The following is a 17,258-nucleotide window of genomic DNA, read 5'->3' on the forward strand; positions in this document are numbered from 1 at the left end:
GCCGATCAGTCGCGGGGTGGCTGCCGGTTGGCGTCGGCGTACAGCTGTCGGCGCAGCGCGTCGATCTGCCGCAGCCGAGCGTCGATGACCGAGGCGTCGACGAAGTCGTTGCCGCCTTGCAGGCCGCTGCGCGCCATGCGCTGGCCCGCGCGCAGGCGGTCGATGGCGCCGGTGAGGTCGCCCAGGGCGGCGCGTTCTTCGGCTTCGGCGCGCACCGCGCGCAGGCGCAGGCCCTGCTGCGTGTTGGCCTGGGCCAGCAGGCTCCAGGCGGTGGCGTCCTGCGGGTGGTCGGCCACCCAGGTCTGCAGCGCGTCGGTGCCCTGGCGCAGGGGATCGGTACGGGCCATGCCGGCGGCGCGGGCGGCGTCCAGCGCGGCCTGGGCGCGCATCAGCATCAGCGGGCGCGAATGGTCGTCGATGGCCTGCAGCGCGGCCAGGGCCCGCGGGGCGGCGCCGCTGTCCAGCCAGATCTGCGCCTGCAACAGCGTGAACGCGCGCTGCACCGCGGGATCGGTGCCGGCCAGGGCGCGGGCGGCGTCGAGCGCGGCCTGCGCGCGCTGCGGCTCACGCAGCTGCTGCGAGGCCAGCGCGCTGCCATACAGCGCCGCCATGCGCTCGGCCGCGGGCGGGTGGCGGTCGGAGTCGGCCGCCTGCGACTGCGCACGCCGCAGCGCGCTGACGCCGGTATCACCCAGCACGCGAGCGCGGGCCTGCATCACCAGGTGCTCGGGCGTGACCACCGCCGGCGCGGCCTGGGCCGAGGCCTGCGCGCGCATGCGCGCTTCGCCGATGCGCTCGGTGGTCAGCGGGTGGCTGCGCAGGTAGGGGTAGTTGCCGCTGTCGTTCAGGCGCGAGGCGTTTTCCAGCTTCTCGAACATCGCGGCCATGCCCTGCGGCGAATAGCCGGCCTCGGTCATCACCTGGAAGCCGATGCGGTCGGCCTCGCGCTCCATGTCGCGCGAGAAGTTCAGCTGTCCCTGCATCATCGCGGCCTGGCTGCCGATGATGGCGGCGTTGATGCCGTCGCCGCTGTTGGCGCGGCTGGCCGCCACCACGCCCAGGATCATCGCCGCCATGCCCACCAGCGACTGCCGCGACGAGCTGGAGATGCTGCGGGCGATGTGCCGCTGCGTGACGTGTGACAGCTCGTGGCCCAGCACCGAGGCCAGCTCGTCGCGCGTGCCGGCGGCGGCGATCAACCCCAGGTGCACGCCCACGTAACCGCCGGGCAGCGCAAAGGCGTTGAAGCTGCGGTCGCGCACCAGGAAGGCTTCCCAGGCGAACACGCCGTCGGTGTCGGCGCCGATGTCGCCCCGCTCGCGCGCCGCGGCCACCAGGCGGCTCCAGACCGACTGCACGTAGTCCAGCAGCAGCGGGTCGTCGATGTAGTCGGCGTCGCGGCGCACCTGCCGCATGATCTCGTCGCCCAGCTTTTTCTCGGCGCCCACGCCCACGTCTTCCGACACCGATTCACCCAGCGACGGCAGGCGCACCTGGGCCTGTGCGGGCGACAGCGTGGCCGGCAGGCTGGTGATCACCAGGGCCAGCGCGAGGGACAGCGGGGTCAGCTTCAAGGAGAGGGTCAAAGCAGGAAGGCGGCGGAACACCGGTCGCTATGATGACACCGACCCTTTGCTGCGACGTTTCGGAATGTCCTCACCCGCCGCTGTACCCGCGCTGCCCCTACCCATGCTGACCCACTTCGACACCGAGGGCCAGGCCCACATGGTGGACGTTGGCGCCAAGCGCGAAACGCACCGCGTGGCCCGCGCCACCGGCCTCATCCGCATGCAGCCGGCCACCTTCGCGCTGCTGGCCCAGGGCACCGCCAAGAAGGGCGACGTGATCGGCGTGGCCCGCATCGCCGCCATCCAGGGCGCCAAGCGCACGGCCGACCTGGTGCCGCTGTGCCACCCGCTGCCCATCACCCGCGTGGCGGTGGAATTCGAGGCCGATGCCACCGCCAGCACCGTGCGCTGCACCGCGCAGGTGGAAACCCATGGCCGCACCGGCGTGGAGATGGAGGCGCTGACGGCGGTGCAGGTGGGCCTGCTCACCGTCTACGACATGCTCAAGGCCGTGGACCGCGGCATGGTGATCGACGGGGTGCGGGTGATCGAGAAGCATGGCGGCAAGTCGGGCGACTGGACAGCCGCCGATCTGCCGCCGACTGCCTGAAGCCACGACGCTAAGGCGTCCGGAAGTCCCGCCAGTCCAGCGGCAAACGCGATGGCGTGCACTGGAAGGGCAACGGTTCGCGCTTCGGGTTCTGGCATTCGGCAAAGAACTCGTCCGAGTTCGGGTTGCGGAACTCACGCAGCCGCTCGGCCAGGTGGCGCGCGCGTTCCAGGTCGCCCTGCTGCGCATAGGCGCGGGCCCAGGCGATCATCAGCCGCGTGTCCAGCAGGTTGTGCGCGGCCCGCTGCACCGCCGGCATCAGCAGGCCGGGCTGGTCGGTGGTGGTGGCGGCCGCGTAGTCGGCCTGGTGACCGAACAGCCAGGCATCCTGCCCCAGCCGTATGCGCTGCGACAGCGGGCTGGCATCGGCTGGCGGCGCATAGATCACCACCACGCGGCGGTAGTCCTGCATCGCAGCCAGGCCCAGCACCATCGTCAGCAGGCCGGCGGCGGGCAGCAGCAGCGCCGGCCGGCGCGCGGCGGGTGAGGCCGTGCGCGCCGCTGCCTCTGGCTGGCCGGCACCCAGGCACGCTCCCCAGGCCCAGGCGGTGGGCAGCAGGAAGTACAGGTACCACAGGGGGTACTCCAGCTGGCTGTGCAGCGCCATCATCAGCACCATCATGAAGGCGGCGCGCACACCGGCGCCTTCCGCCCCCGGCACCTGCAGGCTGCGCCGCCCGGCCTGCCACAGCGCCCAGGCCAGCAGCGCCAGCACCAGCGCCGCCAGCGGCAGGCCCAGTTCCACCGCCAGCTGCAGCGGCAGGTTGTGCGTGTGGTCGAAAAAGGCCACCGGCCGCTGCGGGAAGGGGGTCAGCGACCAGGCGAAGTTGAACTCGCCCCAGCCCACGCCCGAGCCCGGGTGCATGCGGATCAGCGACAGCGTGTCGCGCCAGATGCCGAAGCGGCTGCTGGAGATGTCGCCGCCCGCGGCCATGTGCAGCGCCGCGCCGAAGGTCTTGGCCGTCTGCCCGGCCCAGTAGGTCATCACCGCCCAGCTGGCGGCGAACATCAGCGGCACCGCCAGCAGCACGCCGCGCGCCGGCCGCTGCAGCCGCCCGTCCAGCAGGCCCCACAGCGTGAGCACCGCCATGCCCACCAGCCCGGTGCGCGAGCCCGACAACGTGATGCCGAACACCATGAAGGCCATCAGCAGCGCAGCGGCCACACGCGGCAGGCGCCGCGCTTCCAGCAGCGGCACCACCGCGATGGCCGACCACAGCAGCAGGCTGCTCAGGTGGTTGGGCTGCCGCAGGTTGCCCACGGCGCGCCCCAGCAACCCGGTGCGCGCAATGACGTTGCCATCGGCCAACTCGGGTGCAAACACCTGCACCACGCCGATGGCGGTGCTCAGCACCCCCACCAGCAGCCAGGCCGCGAACACCGCCGGCAGCACACGACCCTGCCCGCGCGCCACCGCCGCCCAGCCGGCCGCCACCATCACCAGCGCGCCGAGCAGCGACAGCGCGGACAGCCGACCCAGCGTGATCGGCAACTGGCCCCAGACCGAAGAAGCCAGCGCCGCGCCGGCCAGCAGCAACAGCGGCAGCGCCAGCGGCCACAAGGCCCTTGGCGCGCCAAATCGCGGACCCGGCTGCGCCGCAGCACCGGCGGTGCTCCACGCCACGAACAAACCCCACAGCACCGCCGCGGCGGCCTGGTTGTAGAGGGTGGAGGACGGCGGCTCGTTGAAGGCGATGAGGGCGGGGACGGTGGCAGCCAACAAGGCCAGCCATCCGGCGCCAGGCAGAAGCGGGCGCGGGCTCACCGGGTGACGACGAAGAAGAACGAAAGCGAGCGCGCCATGGAGGGTGGGGCTGTGCGGAAAGCGGGGACTTTCGCACAGGTGGAGCTGGAAGCTGGATGCCCTGGAGCGATGGCTGCGACCTGAGGCCCCTTTTCACGCGACGCTGCGCCGCAGACAAGCCATTCCGCAGCCCCCAATGGCAAACGGACACCCGAAGGTGTCCGTGTCAGCTCGCGCAGCGCCAGAAGCGCTGCACGGCAGTCATCACTTCTTCGGCAGGTATTTCGCGTTCACCGAACCGGCAACGGTCCACTCAATGCCACCCGCACCGCAGACACCTGTCCAAGTGACGGTTGCATCGTCGGCCACTGCGGAGCCGATGGCCTTCAGCACCACCGTCACCAAGGCGTTGGTCGGGCCGGTCGACGTCACCGTGACCGACTTGACATAGTTGCCTTTCATCTCGGTGTTAGCCGGCAGGCCCAGTTGGTCGTGAGTGATGCCGGAGGCCAGCGTCTGCGCACTGCAAGCAACACCAGCGGCGGTCAGCGCAGGCGAAGCGACGTTGTTCACTTCGGACACCTTGGCCTTGACCGTGTAGTCCTGATAAGCCGGCAGCGCAACGGCAGCCAGAATGCCGATGATCGCCACGACGATCATCAGTTCGATGAGGGTGAAACCTTGTTGGACGCGCTTCATGGTGTTGCTCCTGGAGAAGATGGCGGGGGTGACTTGAGACCGCAGTCGGATCCCCTGTTTGCAGTCCCCGTGCCGGGCCTTGCCAGGGGCTGCCAGGGCGCCCAGTCGTGCGGTTCCGCACATCGCCTGACATTTCTCGTCACCTGGCAGCGCCGCGTTGCGGCAGCAGGTGACGCAAAACGTCAGGTGGCAGGTGCTCCGTCCAGTTCGATCACCTGGCCGGTGTGCAGCGCGGTCAGGTCATGGCCGCTGCCCAACTGCTGCACCTGCGCCATCACCGCCTCCACCTCACCCGGCTTGATGTGGGTGATGTGCACCTGCACGCGCCCGGGCAGCTGGGCCAGTTCCTCGCCCAGGGTGCAGGGGCACAGGTGGCTGCTCAGGTCGGCCAGCGCATGTTCGTCGTCGCCGAAGGCGGTCTCGATGACCAGGTGGTCGACCTGCCAGCCGCGCAGCCGTTGCCACAGCCGCGGGTTGGGGCCGGTGTCGCCGGTGAACACCCAGCGGGCGCCGCGGCCGGGCTCGTCGTGCAGCAGCGCGAAGCCCACCGCGGGCACGGTGTGTTCGGCGGGCAGCACCTCGATGCGGCGGCCGCCCAGCGCCAGCACCTCGCCGGTGGCAAAGGGCACCAGGGCCAGGATGGGCTGCTCAGGCCTTGGCAGCTGGGTGAAGTCGGGCCAGATGACGCCGTTGAACACATGCTGGCGCAGCGCGTTCAGCGTGGGTGCCAGCGCATGCACCTGGATCGGCGGTCGGCCGGCGGCGGTGCGGCGGCGCATCACGCTGTCGGCCAGCAGGGCGATGGCCAGGATGTGGTCGAGGTGGCTGTGGCTGACCAGCACGTGGTCGATGCGGGTCAGCTCGTCCAGCGTCAGGTCGCCCACGCCGGTGCCGGCGTCGATCAGCACGTCGTCGTCCAGCAGGAACGAGGTGGTTCGGCTGCCGGCGGCAATCGACCCGGAGCAGCCGAGGACACGGATCTTCATGGGGCGGGACGGGGCATCTGCGGTGCAGGCGTCGGGTGGAAGGGCCGCCGGTGTCAGCGGCGTTTCGGGTCCTGGGCCAGCGCGTGCTGTAGATGCCACAGAAGATCGCCTTCGGTGACGACCGCCCGCAGGGCAGCCCGTCGCGCGTCGGCTTCTTCCCAATGTTGCGAGCGCGCCGCGGCCAGCGCAAGCTGCCAATTGCGCAGTTGCGCTTCTCGCGCCGAACCGGGTGGCGCTGGATGCACATCCAGCGTGAAAAGGTTCACAGGCTGCTGGCGGCCTTTGACCTGCACTTCGCCCACCTCCACCCAGGGCAGGCTGGCCGCCGTGGTCGGCTCGGTGGCGAACACCGCGTCGCGGGTGGCGGCGCTGATCAGCAGGTCGACGCCGTAGCGTCGGGTCAGGCCCTCGATGCGCGAGGCCAGGTTCACGCTGTCGCCCAGCGCGGTGTAGGCGCGGCGCAGGTCGGAGCCCATGTCGCCGACGCAGGCCACGCCGGTGTGCAGGCCGATGCCCATGGACAGCGTGGGCTGGCCGCGAGCCCGCAGTTCATGGTTCAGCGCATCCAGCGCCTGCGCCATCGCCTGCGCGGCCTGCAGCGCCAGCACCGCGTGGCGGGGCTCGGCCAGCGGCGCGCCCCAAAAGGCCATCAGCGCATCGCCGATGAACTTGTCCAGCGTGCCGCCGTGGGCGTGGATCACGGCCGTCATGCGCGAGAAGAACTGGTTCAGCAGCTCGCGCAGGGCCAGCGGTTCCAGGTGTTCAGACAGCGTGGTGAAGCCCCGCAGGTCGCAGAACAGCAGCGTCAGCTCGCGGTTCTCGGCCAGGAGCGCGGCGCGGGTGTAGCGCTCGGGCTCACGCGCCATGCGCCGCACCAGTTCGCGCGGCACGTAGCTGCCGAAGAGGCGCACCAGGCTGCGCCGCGAGCGGCCTTCCACCAGGTAGCCCCAGGCCATCACCACCGCAAAGCCGATGGCCAGCAGCACCAAGGCCGAAGCGAGCGGCAGCGCCAGTCCATGGACCTGCCAGGCGTACAGGTTGATGCCCAGCAGCGTGGCCAGCACCCCGGCGCTCAGCGCCACGCAGCCGATGGCCGACAGCCGGCGCAGGCCCACGCCCAGCACCCCGGCGGTGACCAGCAGCAGGCAGGCCTCGTAGCCGGCGGCCCAGTCGGGCCGCACCGGCAGCCGGCCCTGGTCCAGGCCGGCGATCAGCGACGCATGGATTTCCACGCCCGGCTGCGCCGGGTGCACGGGCGTGGCCCGCAGGTCGCCGAGCGCGGGCACCGTGGTGCCGACCAGCACGCGGTAGCCCGCCAGTCGGCCGGCGGGCAGGCGGCCGGCCAGCACGTCGGCCGCGCTGTGGCGCTCAAAGGCGCCCGACATCGGCCCGGCGTGGCGGCGAAAGGGCACCTGCACGGCGCCGCGTTCGTCCACCGCGATGCGCTGCGCGCCCAGGCGCAGGGCCACCAGCGCCGGCCCGCCCGGGGCGGGCGCCAGCTCCAGCGTGGGCGCGGGCACCTTGGCGCCCAGCCGCCAGACGGCCAGCGACAGCGATTCGTAGAGCTGCGGCGCCGCGGCATCGCCGGTGTAGGCGGCCACCAGCAGCGCGGAGCGGATGAGGCCGTCGTCGTCCGGCAGCGCATTGATGAAGCCGCCGGCCGGTGCTGCCGCGGTCAGGCGGTCCAGGCTGGCGCCGTGGCCGTTCCAGCGCAGCAGGCCGGCGGGCAGCGGGTCGGGCAACGCTGTCGGCAGCGCGGGGGGCAGCTGGCCGCTGCGGGCGCCCGCGCGGTCGCTGGTCAGGTAGAAGGGCAGAGCCACCGGGCGCCGGGCCAGCGCGCGGGCCAGCACGGCGTCGTTGTCGAGTTGCTCGCGCAGCGCGGGCAGGCGGGCGGCCAGCGTGGCATCGTCGCGCGCCAGCCGCTGCAGCACGGTCAGCGGGCCGGGGTCGGGCTCGGCCAGCACCAGGTCGAAGCCGGCGGCGGCCACCTGCTGGCGGTCGAACAGCTCATCGGTCAGCCGGGCCAGCCGGTCGCGCGGCCAGGGCCAGCGGCCCAGCTCGGCCAGGCTGGCTTCGTCGATGTCGATGATGGCGATGCGCGGTGGCACCGTGGGCTCGGCCGTCCAGCGGGTGCGGGCATCGGCCATGGTCTGGTCCAGCCGCTCCACCAGTTCCAGGGGCAGCAGCCGCACGGCATGGGCGATGCCCAGCAACAGCAGCACGGCCCAGAAGGCCGTGGCCACCAGCGTGGTGCGTCGACGGCCGTTCACGGTGGCTTTGGCAGCGCGCGCTTCGCGCGCCGCGCGAGGCTCAAGCCTGGATGAACTGCATCTGGGTGCCGGCCAGCTCGATCACGTCGCCGTTCTTGAGCGGCACGGATTCACCGACCAGCGGCACGCCATTGACCGTGGGGCGCGACGTGCCTTCCACGTGGGCCAGCACATAGCCGCCCGGGCGCTTGGTGATGGAGGCCACCTGCACGCCGGGCTTGCCGACGGTGGTGACGACCTTGGTGAGCGTGACTTCGCGGCCCGCCGCGGCGCCGTTGAGCACCTTGATCGACGCGGTGCCGACGGGCGCCCCCAGGTTGCCGAAGCTGGACACCGGGGCGGGCGCGGTCTGCGCATAAGACGGCGAGACACCGGGCGCCGCGCTGCCGGGGCGCACGATCATCGTCTTCTCGTACTCGTTGCCTTCTTCGACCAGGTACTTGATCTTGTACTTGCCGATCTCGACCGTGTCGTTGTGGGCCAGCAGCTGCTTCTTGATCGCCTTGCCGTTGATGTAGGTGCCGTTGGTGCTGTTCAGGTCTTCGATGAACACGTCGGCGCCCACCATCTGCAGCACCGCATGCTCGCCGCTGACCGCCAGGTTGTCGATGACGATGTCGTTGTACGGGCGGCGGCCGAGCGTGGTCTTGTCCTTGGTGATCTGGACTTCCTTGATGACCACGCCATCCAGCGAAACGACCAGTTTGCCCATGCTTGACCTTATGCGTTTGACGTCTGCCGGCGGCCGCGGCCGCCCGGCGTGTGATTGGTGATGCGGTGGTGAAGGCCTAGCGTTTGAAGCGCCACCACGGGCGCGCAGCACCGGCGGCGCTGTCCTGAACGCGGACCAGGATCACGGCGATATTATCCTTTCCACCCGCCTCATTGGCTGCATCGATCAGCCCACGGCCCGCGGCCTCCAGCGACTCATGCGACAGCAGCACCTGCGCGATGCGGTTGTCCGGCACCATGTCAGACAAGCCGTCGGAGCACATCAGGTACAGGTCGCCGGGCTCGGTGGCATGCAAGTGGGTTTCCAGCAGCACGGTGTCTTCCACGCCCACCGCCCGCGTCACCAGGTTCTTGTTGGCCGAGTAGGCCGCCTGCTCGGGCGTGATGAGGCCGGCGTCCAGCTGCTCCTGCAGCAGCGAATGGTCGCGCGTGAGCTGCGCCAGCCGCCCGGCCCGCAGCCGGTAGGCCCGCGAGTCGCCCACGTGGCCCAGCAGGGCGCGCTGCTCGCGGAACACCGATAACACCAGCGTCGTGCCCATGCCGGCGTACTGCGGGTTGGCATTGGCCGCGTTGAAGATGGCGCGGTTGGCGTTGTCCACGCAGATGTCCATCGCGCGGCGCACGTCGGCATCGGAAGCCTGGGCGCTGGCCTCGTGCAGCCAGCGGCCCAGCTCGGCCTGGATGAAGCTGGTGAGCATGCCGCTGGCCACCTCGCCGGCGTTGTAGCCGCCCATGCCATCGGCCAGTACCGCCAGCCCGGCCCGTTCGTCCAGGGCCACGGCATCTTCGTTGTTGCTGCGGGCCCGACCGGTGTCGATGGCGCTGAAAAACTCGAGAGGCATTGGGCGCGCTGTGGCGGTGGATGAGGTCGGCGGATTGTGCTCTTTTGTCACTCAACGTGGCCACGGCGCGACCGTGGCTGCGTCTTTTGACACGCCGTGGCCCTGCCAACGGGCCGCCATCTCGCGCAGCTGGCGTGCGATCGGCAGGCCATCGGCGGGCCGTGCGCGCGGGGTGCGGTCGAGCAGCCGTTCCGTCAGCTCGGCCAGCTCGGCCGGCAGGTCGGGCCGCAACAGGCGCAGCGACTGCGGAGGGCCGCCCGCGATCGCGCGCAGCAGCGTGCCCATGGATTCGCCTTCGTAAGGCAGGCGGGCGGTGAGCAGCTGGAACAGCAGCACGCCCAGCGCATAAAGGTCGCTGCCGGGGTGCGGCGGTGCGCCGGCCAGCAGCTCCGGCGCCATGAAGGCCGGGGTGCCCAGCACCAGGCCGGTCCGGGTGCGGGTGCCGTCGGTCAGCCGCGCCAGGCCGAAGTCGGTGATCTTCACCCGCCGGGTGGGCAGCTCCACCATCACGTTGGCGGGCTTGATGTCCCGGTGCACCACACCCTGCGCGTGGGCATGGGCCAGGCCGTCGGCCACGGAGGCGGCCAGCTGCAGCGCCAGCGGCTCGGGCAGCAGGTGGCGGCGCTGGGTGTAGCGCTCCATCGTGCAGCCGGGCAACGCCTGCATCGCCAGGTAGGCCAGGCCGCGGCGCTCGCCGCAGCCGTACACGCGCACGATGTGGGGGTGGCGCAGTCGCGAGGTGGTCAGCGCCTCCAGCGCCAGGCGCTCACGCGCCAGCGGCAGCTCGTCGCGCTCGAACTGGCGCACCAGGTCGATGGTCTTGAGGGCCAGCAGCTTGCCGCGCCGGTTGGACGCCAGGTACACGGCGCCGATGGCGCCGCGGCCCAGCAGGCGATGGATGCGGTAGCCGTCGAACTCGCTGTCCCGCTGCAGTAGCCGTTCACTGCCTTGGGCAGGGCCGATCGGCCGCTTCGTCGAATCCCCCATGCCCTGCCAAAACCCGTGTCCATCCTTTTGGGCGCGGACCTTAGCACGGCGCCGCCGATGGCCATCGGCGGAGATGATGGGGGCCGTTCAGCCGCCGGGCCGCCCCAAGGCTGAACGCGCCCCCCCTGGGGGGCCGCGAGCGCAGCGAGCTTGGGGGCCCTTGTCACGCCGCCCCGGTGTGCGCCTCGGCGCGGCGGGCCATCATGCGGCCGGCCAGCAGCACGCCGGCGATCACCACGGCGTACACCGCCCAGCGCGCGATCTCGTTGGGGTCGAACACCGGCTTGAGCAGCGGCTCACCCACGATCATCTTGGCCGCGGTGAAGGCCAGCACACCGGCGCCCAGGTAGCTGATGATCGGGAAGCGGTCGACCAGCTTCAGCACCACGCTGCTGCCCCACACCACGATGGGCACGCTGATCAAGAGGCCGATGACCACCAGGTCGAAGGCGCCATGCGCGGCACCGGCCACGCCCAGCACGTTGTCCACGCCCATCAGCGCGTCGGCCACGATGATGGTCTTCATCGCGCCGAAGAAGGTGGTGGCGCCGCCGCCGCCGTGCTCTTCGTCACCGCCGGGCACCAGCAGCTTGTAGGCGATCCACACCAGGCCCAGGCCGCCGGCCAGCATCAGGCCGGGGATCTTCAGCAGCCACACCACCACCAGCGTCATCAGCGACCGCACGACGATCGCGCCGATGGTGCCCCAGAGGATGGCTTTTTTCTGCAGATGGGTGGGCAGGCTGCGGGCAGCCAGCGCGATCACGATCGCGTTGTCACCGGCCAGGATCAGGTCGATCAGCACGATCGACGCCAGGGCGGACAGCCATTCGGGAGACAGGAAGGTCATGGGCAACTCCAGGGTGCGGACAGGGATCGTCGAGATCGTCCGCAACCGGGTTGCCCTTCGAAGGCGGCTGATGCACGGGTTCAGATGCAGGCAAGCCTTCGAGCGCCAACCGCCGCATCGCGGACGGAAGTGTCGAAGGTCTTGCTCGGCGGGCGCCGCTGGCGCCGCCCGACAGACCGGAAGCCTTCCCGGCTTCGTCCTGACGATCTGTCGAAGGCGCCCGCGGATCACCGCCAGGCGCCAGAGCTACTCCCCTTCAGCGGGAAATTGTATCGAGCAGGGTCCTCAGCTGGCCGAGGCCGCGGCCTGCGACGAATGGCGACGCTTGAGGTACAGGCCCAGCATCACCACCAGGATGGCGCCGATGGTGCCAGCGGCATTGACGGCCAGGTGCGACTGGTGGCCGAAGTAGTTGTCCACGGCGGGGTCGGTCAGCGTCATCTCGCCGGCCAGGAAGCCCAGCAGCGCCGCGCCCAGCGTGATGATCAGCGGGAAGCGTTCCATCACCTTGAGCAGCATGGTGCTGCCGAAGATGATCAGCGGGATGCTGATGCCCAGGCCCAGCACCAGCAGCACGGTGTCGCCCTTGGCGGCGGCGGCCACGGCCAGCACGTTGTCCAGGCTCATCACCAGGTCGGCCACCAGGATGGTGCGGATGGCGGTGAGCATGCTGGAGTGACCGGCACCCGCGCCTTCGTCTTCACCGCCGTCGTCTTCCACCAGCAGGCTGACGCCGATGTACACCAGCGCGATGCCGCCGATGATCTTGAGGTAAGGCAGGGCCAGCAGCTTGACGGCCAGCAGCGTGAGCGCGATCCGCATCACGATGGCGGCGGCGCTGCCGAAGAAGATCGCCTTTTTCTGCTGATGCGGCGGCAGCGAGCGGGCGGCCAGGGCGATCACCACGGCGTTGTCGCCCGACAGCAGGACGTTGGCCAGGATGATGGAACCCAGCGCGGCCCAGAATGTGGCGGAGGCGAAGTCCATGGGAAGCAATCTCCGAAGGGCGGCAGGAAAAGCAAAAGGCCCGATGCGTGAGCATCAGGCCCCGGGGTGCGGGGGCGCCGGGCACGAGGGCCGGCGCTGATCCGCAGTTTAGGTTTTGGTTCCGTCGCGCGCGTACGTAGCTTTACGCACGGCGCGGCGGGCGCCGGTTTACAGCAGTGCCTTGAGCAGCTTGCCCATTTCCGACGGGTTGCGGGTGACCTTGAAGCCGCACTCTTCCATGATCGCCAGCTTGGCGTCCGCGGTGTCGGCGCCGCCCGAGATCAGCGCGCCGGCGTGGCCCATGCGCTTGCCCGGAGGCGCGGTGACGCCCGCGATGAAGCCGACGATCGGCTTCTTCATGTTGTCCTTGCACCAGCGGGCGGCTTCGGCCTCGTCCGGGCCACCGATCTCGCCGATCATGATCACCGCATCGGTGTCCGGATCGTCGTTGAAGGCCTTCATCACGTCGATGTGCTTCAGGCCGTTGATCGGGTCGCCACCGATGCCGACGGCGCTGGACTGGCCCAGGCCGATCTCGGTCAGCTGCGCCACGGCTTCATAGGTCAGCGTGCCCGAACGGGACACGACGCCGATGCGGCCCTTGCGGTGGATGTGACCGGGCATGATGCCGATCTTGATCTCGTCCGGCGTGATCAGGCCCGGGCAGTTGGGGCCCAGCAGCAGCGTCTTCTTGCCGCCGGCCGCTTCCTTGGCCTTCATCTTGTTGCGCACTTCCAGCATGTCGCGCACGGGGATGCCTTCGGTGATCGCGATCACCAGGTCCAGGTCGGCTTCCACCGCTTCCCAGATGGCGGCCGCGGCGCCCGCGGGCGGCACGTAGATCACGCTGACGGTGGCGCCCGTCTGGCCGGCGGCTTCCTTGACGCTGGCGTAGATGGGAATGCCTTCGAACTTCTCGCCGGCCTTCTTGGGGTTCACACCCGCGACGAAAGCGTTCTTGCCGTTGGCGTAGGCTTGGCAGCCGAGCGTGTGGAACTGGCCCGTCTTGCCGGTGATGCCCTGGGTGATGACCTTGGTGTCTTTGTTGATGTAGATCGACATGAATCTGCTCCCGTCTTACTTCACGGCGGCGACGATCTTCGTCGCGGCTTCGGCCATGGTGTCGGCGCTGATGATCGGCAGGCCGGACTCGGCGAGCAGCTTCTTGCCAATTTCCTCGTTCGTGCCCTTCATGCGCACGACGAGCGGCACGCTCAGGTTCACGGCCTTGCAGGCGGTGATCACGCCCGTGGCGATGGTGTCGCACTTCATGATGCCGCCGAAGATGTTCACCAGGATGCCCTTGACCTCCGGGTTCTTCAGCATGATCTTGAAGGCTTCGGTGACCTTCTCGGCGGTGGCGCCACCGCCCACGTCCAGGAAGTTGGCCGGCTCGCCGCCGAACAGCTTGATGGTGTCCATCGTGGCCATGGCCAGACCGGCGCCGTTGACCAGGCAGCCGATGTTGCCGTCCAGGCTGATGTAGGCCAGGTCGAACTTGCTGGCTTCGATCTCGGCCGGGTCTTCTTCATCCAGGTCGCGGTAGGCGACGATTTCCGGGTGGCGGAACAGGGCGTTGGAGTCGAAGTTGAACTTGGCGTCCAGCGCGATCAGGTTGCCCTTGCCGTCACGGTTGAGCGGGTTGATCTCGACCAGCGAGGCATCCGTCTCCATGTAGCAGCGGTACAGGTTCTTGAACAGCGTCACGGCCTGGTCCACGGTGTGGCCTTCCATGCCGATCGCCTTGGCCACCTTCGCTGCCTGCTCGTCGGTCAGGCCGGCCAGCGGGTCGATCATCTCGGTGATGATCTTCTCGGGGGTGGAGTGGGCCACTTCCTCGATGTCCATGCCGCCTTCGGACGAGGCGATCAGGGCCACCTTCTGGGTGCCGCGGTCGGTCACCAGCGAGACGTAGAACTCCTTCTGGATGTCCGCGCCTTCTTCGATGTACAGGCGGCGGACCTTCTGGCCTTCGGGGCCGGTCTGGTGCGTGACCAGCTGCATGCCGAGGATTTCGCCGGCCAGCTTCTTGACGTCGTCCATCGAGCGGCCGAGCTTGACGCCGCCGCCCTTGCCGCGGCCACCGGCGTGGATCTGCGCCTTGACGACCCAGACGCTGCCGCCCAGTTTCTGCGCCGCTTCGACGGCTTCCTGCACGGTGAACGCGGGGTAACCGCGCGGCACCGGAACGCCGAACTGGCGCAGCACTTCTTTGCCTTGGTACTCGTGGATCTTCATAGGCTTATCTTGGAGGGGGGAGCGGACAGCGGTGCGCTGCGGCGGACAGGCCGCGATCAGCGTGCCGCGACGGGCGGAAAAGGCGGATTGTCGGCCGAATGGCCGACAGCGGGCTGACGCCACCATGCGAAACCGGCGGCCCGCTGCACCGCGATGCCCGTTCCGCCGCGCGGCGCATGCAGCGGCCGACGGCAGGAATGGCGAAGGAGGAGCGAAGAGGCCATGGACAGCGGGCAGGTCTGCGGCGCGAGGCCGCCATTCCCCAGCGCGCATGCGCCAAGGAAACCGCGGGAATGTAGCATCTTGCGCCGCAGCCAACCTGCGGCTACCCGCAGGCTTCGTCGTCCGCGCCCTGCACCACGCGCCGGATGGTTTCGCCGGAAAAGCCCCGGCCGGCGAGGAAACGCATCTGCTTGGCCCGCCCGGCGGGGTCGGTGGCCGGGCTGCCGAACCGGCGTTGCCAGAGGGTGCGGGCACGTTCCAGTTCGGACTGCCTGAGCTGCGCGGCCTGCTCGGCGTCGAGTGCCAGGCCGTGCTGCGCCAGTTCCAGCCGTATGCGGGTGTTGCCGAAGCGGGTGGCCCGCGCATGCACCCGGCTTTCGACGAAGCGCTCTTCACTCAGGTAGCGGTGCGCCTGCAGCCAGTCGAGCAGCTTGTCGAGGCACTGGTTCGGTGTTTCCAGCGGCTCGGCAGGCTGGGCGTCGTCGGGCGCCTGCTGGTCGGTGGCCTGCTCATGCGCCTGCCGGCGCGCTTCGCAGAAGGCCTGCGCATGCGGCAGCAGCTTGCGCCGCAGCTCGATCCGGCTGTGCTCCCGTTGCGCCAGGAGCTTGAGCGCCCGCGCCTTCAATGAAAGCCGGGCGGGCGCTGTGGCCATGCGATCGGCTTACTTGGTGGGCGCGGCAGCCGGCGCAGCGCCGTCGGCCTTGCCGGGCAGCAACGGGATGCCCAGTGCTTCGCGCACCTTGTTCTCGATCTCGGTGGCGACGTCGCGGTTCTCACGCAGGAACTCGCGGGCGTTGTCCTTGCCCTGGCCGATCTTTTCGCCGTTGTAGGCGTACCAGGCGCCGGACTTGTCGAGGATGCGCGCTTCCACGCCCATGTCGATGATTTCGCCTTCGCGGCTGATGCCTTCGCCGTACAGGATGTCGAACTCGGCGGTCTTGAACGGGGGCGAGACCTTGTTCTTGACGACCTTGACCTTGGTTTCGCTGCCGACGACTTCTTCGCCCTTCTTGATGCTGCCAGTGCGGCGGATGTCCAGGCGCACCGAGGCGTAGAACTTCAGCGCATTGCCGCCGGTGGTGGTTTCGGGGTTGCCGAACATCACGCCGATCTTCATGCGGATCTGGTTGATGAAGATGACCATGGTGTTGGTCTTCTTGATCGTGCCGGTGAGCTTGCGCAGCGCCTGGCTCATCAGCCGGGCCTGCAGGCCGGGCAGGGCGTCGCCCATTTCACCTTCCAGTTCGGCCTTGGGCGTGAGCGCGGCGACCGAGTCGACCACGATGAGGTCGATGGAGCCGGAACGCACCAACGCGTCGACGATTTCGAGCGCCTGCTCGCCGGTGTCGGGCTGGGAGATCAGCAGGTCCTGCAGGTTGACGCCCAGCTTTTGCGCGTACTGGGCGTCCAGCGCGTGTTCGGCGTCGATGAAGGCGCAGACGCCGCCGAGCTTCTGCATCTCGGCGATGACTTGCAGCGTGAGGGTGGTCTTGCCCGACGATTCGGGGCCGTAGATCTCGACCACGCGGCCGCGAGGCAGGCCGCCGACGCCCAGCGCGATGTCGAGGCCGAGCGAGCCGGTGGAGACGACCTGGATGTCTTCCACCACTTCGCCGTCGCCCAGGCGCATGATGGAACCCTTGCCAAACTGCTTCTCGATTTGGGAGAGGGCGGCTTGCAGGGCTTTGGCTTTTTCGGTGTTCAAGGCTTTGACGGGTGCGTCCATGGGGTTCTCCAGGCGATGGCGCCATGATACCCGAAGCTGGATATTCGTACAGTACTGGCAAAGCCCCCGAAGCTGGGAGATTGAATCCCTAAAATCGGTGGCACAGGAGACAACATCGTGCGCATTCTGATAGCCGAGGACGACCAGGTGCTGGCCGATGGCCTGATCCGCTCGCTGCGCAATACCGGTTATGCGGTCGATCAGGTCGGCAGTGGCAGCGAAGCCGACGCGGCTTTGTCCGCGCATGAATTCGACTTGTTGATCCTCGACCTGGGCCTGCCCAAGCTGCACGGCCTGGAGGTGCTGCGCCGGCTGCGCGCCCGCGGCTCCAGCGTGCCGGTGCTCATCCTCACCGCGGCCGACAGCGTGGAGCAACGGGTCAAGGGCCTGGACCTGGGCGCCGACGACTACATGGCCAAGCCCTTCTCGCTGGCCGAGCTGGAGGCACGGGTGCGTGCGCTCACCCGCCGCGGTCTTGGTTCGGCGTCCACCGTCATCAAGCACGGGCCGCTGAGCTTCGATGCCACCGGCCGCGTGGCCTACCTCAACGACCAGATGGTCGATCTGTCGGCACGCGAGCTGTCGCTGCTGGAGGTGCTGCTGCAGCGCGCCGGCCGGCTGGTCAGCAAGGACCAGCTGGTGGAGCGGTTGTGCGAGTGGGGCGAAGAGGTGAGCAACAACGCCATCGAGGTGTACATCCACCGCCTGCGCAAGAAGATCGAGCAGGGTCCGGTGCGCATCGCCACGGTGCGCGGGCTGGGCTACTGCCTCGAGAAGATTCCGGGCTGAGCGGCCCG

At 69.4% G+C, this 17,258-nt stretch carries 16 protein-coding genes and 1 pseudogene; 2 read left to right on the forward strand and 15 right to left on the reverse strand.

The window, feature by feature from the left end; translation table 11 throughout:
* Nucleotides 1-5 precede the first annotated feature (5 nt).
* Complete coding sequence (locus MW290_RS15230) at nucleotides 6-1,574, reverse strand: M48 family metalloprotease (RefSeq protein WP_250198571.1); 1,569 nt, start codon at nucleotides 1,572-1,574, stop codon at nucleotides 6-8.
* Nucleotides 1,575-1,689: 115 nt separating this feature from the next.
* Here MW290_RS15230 and moaC point away from each other — a divergent pair, with 115 nt between their 5' ends.
* Nucleotides 1,690-2,178, forward strand: coding sequence for a cyclic pyranopterin monophosphate synthase MoaC (moaC, locus tag MW290_RS15235; RefSeq protein WP_250198572.1), 489 nt, complete (start codon nucleotides 1,690-1,692; stop codon nucleotides 2,176-2,178).
* A 10-nt stretch (nucleotides 2,179-2,188) separates the two neighbouring features.
* On the opposite strand, the gene MW290_RS15240 is transcribed toward moaC, so the two are convergent.
* The 14 genes and pseudogenes from MW290_RS15240 to recA form a co-directional block, all read right to left on the reverse strand.
* A complete protein-coding gene (locus tag MW290_RS15240) occupies nucleotides 2,189-3,898 on the reverse strand; it encodes a PglL family O-oligosaccharyltransferase (protein ID WP_250198573.1) in 1,710 nt (569 codons plus the stop codon).
* 288 nt (nucleotides 3,899-4,186) lie between these two features.
* Nucleotides 4,187-4,621, reverse strand: coding sequence for a pilin (locus MW290_RS15245; RefSeq protein ID WP_310740145.1), 435 nt, complete (start codon nucleotides 4,619-4,621; stop codon nucleotides 4,187-4,189).
* A 182-nt stretch (nucleotides 4,622-4,803) separates the two neighbouring features.
* A complete protein-coding gene (locus MW290_RS15255) occupies nucleotides 4,804-5,607 on the reverse strand; it encodes an MBL fold metallo-hydrolase (RefSeq protein ID WP_250198574.1) in 804 nt (267 codons plus the stop codon).
* Nucleotides 5,608-5,660: 53 nt separating this feature from the next.
* Entirely contained in the window at nucleotides 5,661-6,563 is a 903-nt protein-coding gene (locus MW290_RS33285; protein ID WP_375142954.1) for an adenylate/guanylate cyclase domain-containing protein, read from the reverse strand.
* Between the two features lie 183 nt (nucleotides 6,564-6,746).
* Nucleotides 6,747-7,877, reverse strand: a pseudogene (locus tag MW290_RS33290) (CHASE2 domain-containing protein); the annotation flags it as partial.
* Nucleotides 7,878-7,917: 40 nt separating this feature from the next.
* Nucleotides 7,918-8,589: an FHA domain-containing protein gene (locus MW290_RS15265; RefSeq protein WP_250198576.1), complete on the reverse strand. Its 672-nt coding sequence runs from the start codon at nucleotides 8,587-8,589 to the stop codon at nucleotides 7,918-7,920.
* Between the two features lie 76 nt (nucleotides 8,590-8,665).
* On the reverse strand, nucleotides 8,666-9,451 hold the full coding sequence (locus MW290_RS15270; RefSeq protein WP_250198577.1) for a Stp1/IreP family PP2C-type Ser/Thr phosphatase: 786 nt from the start codon (nucleotides 9,449-9,451) through the stop codon (nucleotides 8,666-8,668).
* A gap of 51 nt (nucleotides 9,452-9,502) precedes the next feature.
* Nucleotides 9,503-10,438, reverse strand: coding sequence for a serine/threonine-protein kinase (locus MW290_RS15275; protein WP_250198578.1), 936 nt, complete (start codon nucleotides 10,436-10,438; stop codon nucleotides 9,503-9,505).
* 163 nt (nucleotides 10,439-10,601) lie between these two features.
* The gene (locus MW290_RS15280) at nucleotides 10,602-11,288 is read right to left on the reverse strand and encodes a TerC family protein (RefSeq protein WP_250198579.1); all 687 of its coding nucleotides are present in this window, start codon (nucleotides 11,286-11,288) and stop codon (nucleotides 10,602-10,604) included.
* 285 nt (nucleotides 11,289-11,573) lie between these two features.
* Nucleotides 11,574-12,275, reverse strand: coding sequence for a TerC family protein (locus tag MW290_RS15285; protein ID WP_250198580.1), 702 nt, complete (start codon nucleotides 12,273-12,275; stop codon nucleotides 11,574-11,576).
* A gap of 168 nt (nucleotides 12,276-12,443) precedes the next feature.
* Nucleotides 12,444-13,337, reverse strand: coding sequence for a succinate--CoA ligase subunit alpha (gene sucD / locus MW290_RS15290; protein WP_250198581.1), 894 nt, complete (start codon nucleotides 13,335-13,337; stop codon nucleotides 12,444-12,446).
* Nucleotides 13,338-13,352: 15 nt separating this feature from the next.
* The gene (gene sucC, locus MW290_RS15295; RefSeq protein WP_250198582.1) at nucleotides 13,353-14,513 is read right to left on the reverse strand and encodes an ADP-forming succinate--CoA ligase subunit beta; all 1,161 of its coding nucleotides are present in this window, start codon (nucleotides 14,511-14,513) and stop codon (nucleotides 13,353-13,355) included.
* A 325-nt stretch (nucleotides 14,514-14,838) separates the two neighbouring features.
* Entirely contained in the window at nucleotides 14,839-15,387 is a 549-nt protein-coding gene (locus MW290_RS15300) for a regulatory protein RecX (RefSeq protein WP_250198583.1), read from the reverse strand.
* A gap of 9 nt (nucleotides 15,388-15,396) precedes the next feature.
* Complete coding sequence (gene recA / locus MW290_RS15305; protein WP_250198584.1) at nucleotides 15,397-16,461, reverse strand: recombinase RecA; 1,065 nt, start codon at nucleotides 16,459-16,461, stop codon at nucleotides 15,397-15,399.
* 117 nt (nucleotides 16,462-16,578) lie between these two features.
* On the opposite strand from recA, the gene MW290_RS15310 reads away from it, so the two are divergent.
* Nucleotides 16,579-17,250: a response regulator gene (locus MW290_RS15310; RefSeq protein WP_250198585.1), complete on the forward strand. Its 672-nt coding sequence runs from the start codon at nucleotides 16,579-16,581 to the stop codon at nucleotides 17,248-17,250.
* The last annotated feature ends 8 nt before the right edge of the window (nucleotides 17,251-17,258 follow it).

It is taken from the genome of Aquincola tertiaricarbonis (assembly GCF_023573145.1).
Classification (GTDB): domain Bacteria; phylum Pseudomonadota; class Gammaproteobacteria; order Burkholderiales; family Burkholderiaceae_C; genus Aquincola; species Aquincola tertiaricarbonis_B.

What these genes read in the sequence shown, in the direction of transcription:
- moaC (WP_250198572.1), top strand. Translation starts at nt 1,690, where the DNA reads ATGCTGACCCACTTCGACACCGAGGGCCAGGCCCACATGGTGGACGTT.
- MW290_RS15245 (WP_310740145.1), bottom strand. Translation starts at nt 4,621, where the DNA reads ATGAAGCGCGTCCAACAAGGTTTCACCCTCATCGAACTGATGATCGTC.
- MW290_RS15255 (WP_250198574.1), bottom strand. Translation starts at nt 5,607, where the DNA reads ATGAAGATCCGTGTCCTCGGCTGCTCCGGGTCGATTGCCGCCGGCAGC.
- MW290_RS33285 (WP_375142954.1), bottom strand. Translation starts at nt 6,563, where the DNA reads ATGGCCTGGGGCTACCTGGTGGAAGGCCGCTCGCGGCGCAGCCTGGTG.
- MW290_RS15265 (WP_250198576.1), bottom strand. Translation starts at nt 8,589, where the DNA reads ATGGGCAAACTGGTCGTTTCGCTGGATGGCGTGGTCATCAAGGAAGTC.
- MW290_RS15270 (WP_250198577.1), bottom strand. Translation starts at nt 9,451, where the DNA reads ATGCCTCTCGAGTTTTTCAGCGCCATCGACACCGGTCGGGCCCGCAGC.
- MW290_RS15275 (WP_250198578.1), bottom strand. Translation starts at nt 10,438, where the DNA reads ATGGGGGATTCGACGAAGCGGCCGATCGGCCCTGCCCAAGGCAGTGAA.
- MW290_RS15280 (WP_250198579.1), bottom strand. Translation starts at nt 11,288, where the DNA reads ATGACCTTCCTGTCTCCCGAATGGCTGTCCGCCCTGGCGTCGATCGTG.
- MW290_RS15285 (WP_250198580.1), bottom strand. Translation starts at nt 12,275, where the DNA reads ATGGACTTCGCCTCCGCCACATTCTGGGCCGCGCTGGGTTCCATCATC.
- sucD (WP_250198581.1), bottom strand. Translation starts at nt 13,337, where the DNA reads ATGTCGATCTACATCAACAAAGACACCAAGGTCATCACCCAGGGCATC.
- sucC (WP_250198582.1), bottom strand. Translation starts at nt 14,513, where the DNA reads ATGAAGATCCACGAGTACCAAGGCAAAGAAGTGCTGCGCCAGTTCGGC.
- MW290_RS15300 (WP_250198583.1), bottom strand. Translation starts at nt 15,387, where the DNA reads ATGGCCACAGCGCCCGCCCGGCTTTCATTGAAGGCGCGGGCGCTCAAG.
- recA (WP_250198584.1), bottom strand. Translation starts at nt 16,461, where the DNA reads ATGGACGCACCCGTCAAAGCCTTGAACACCGAAAAAGCCAAAGCCCTG.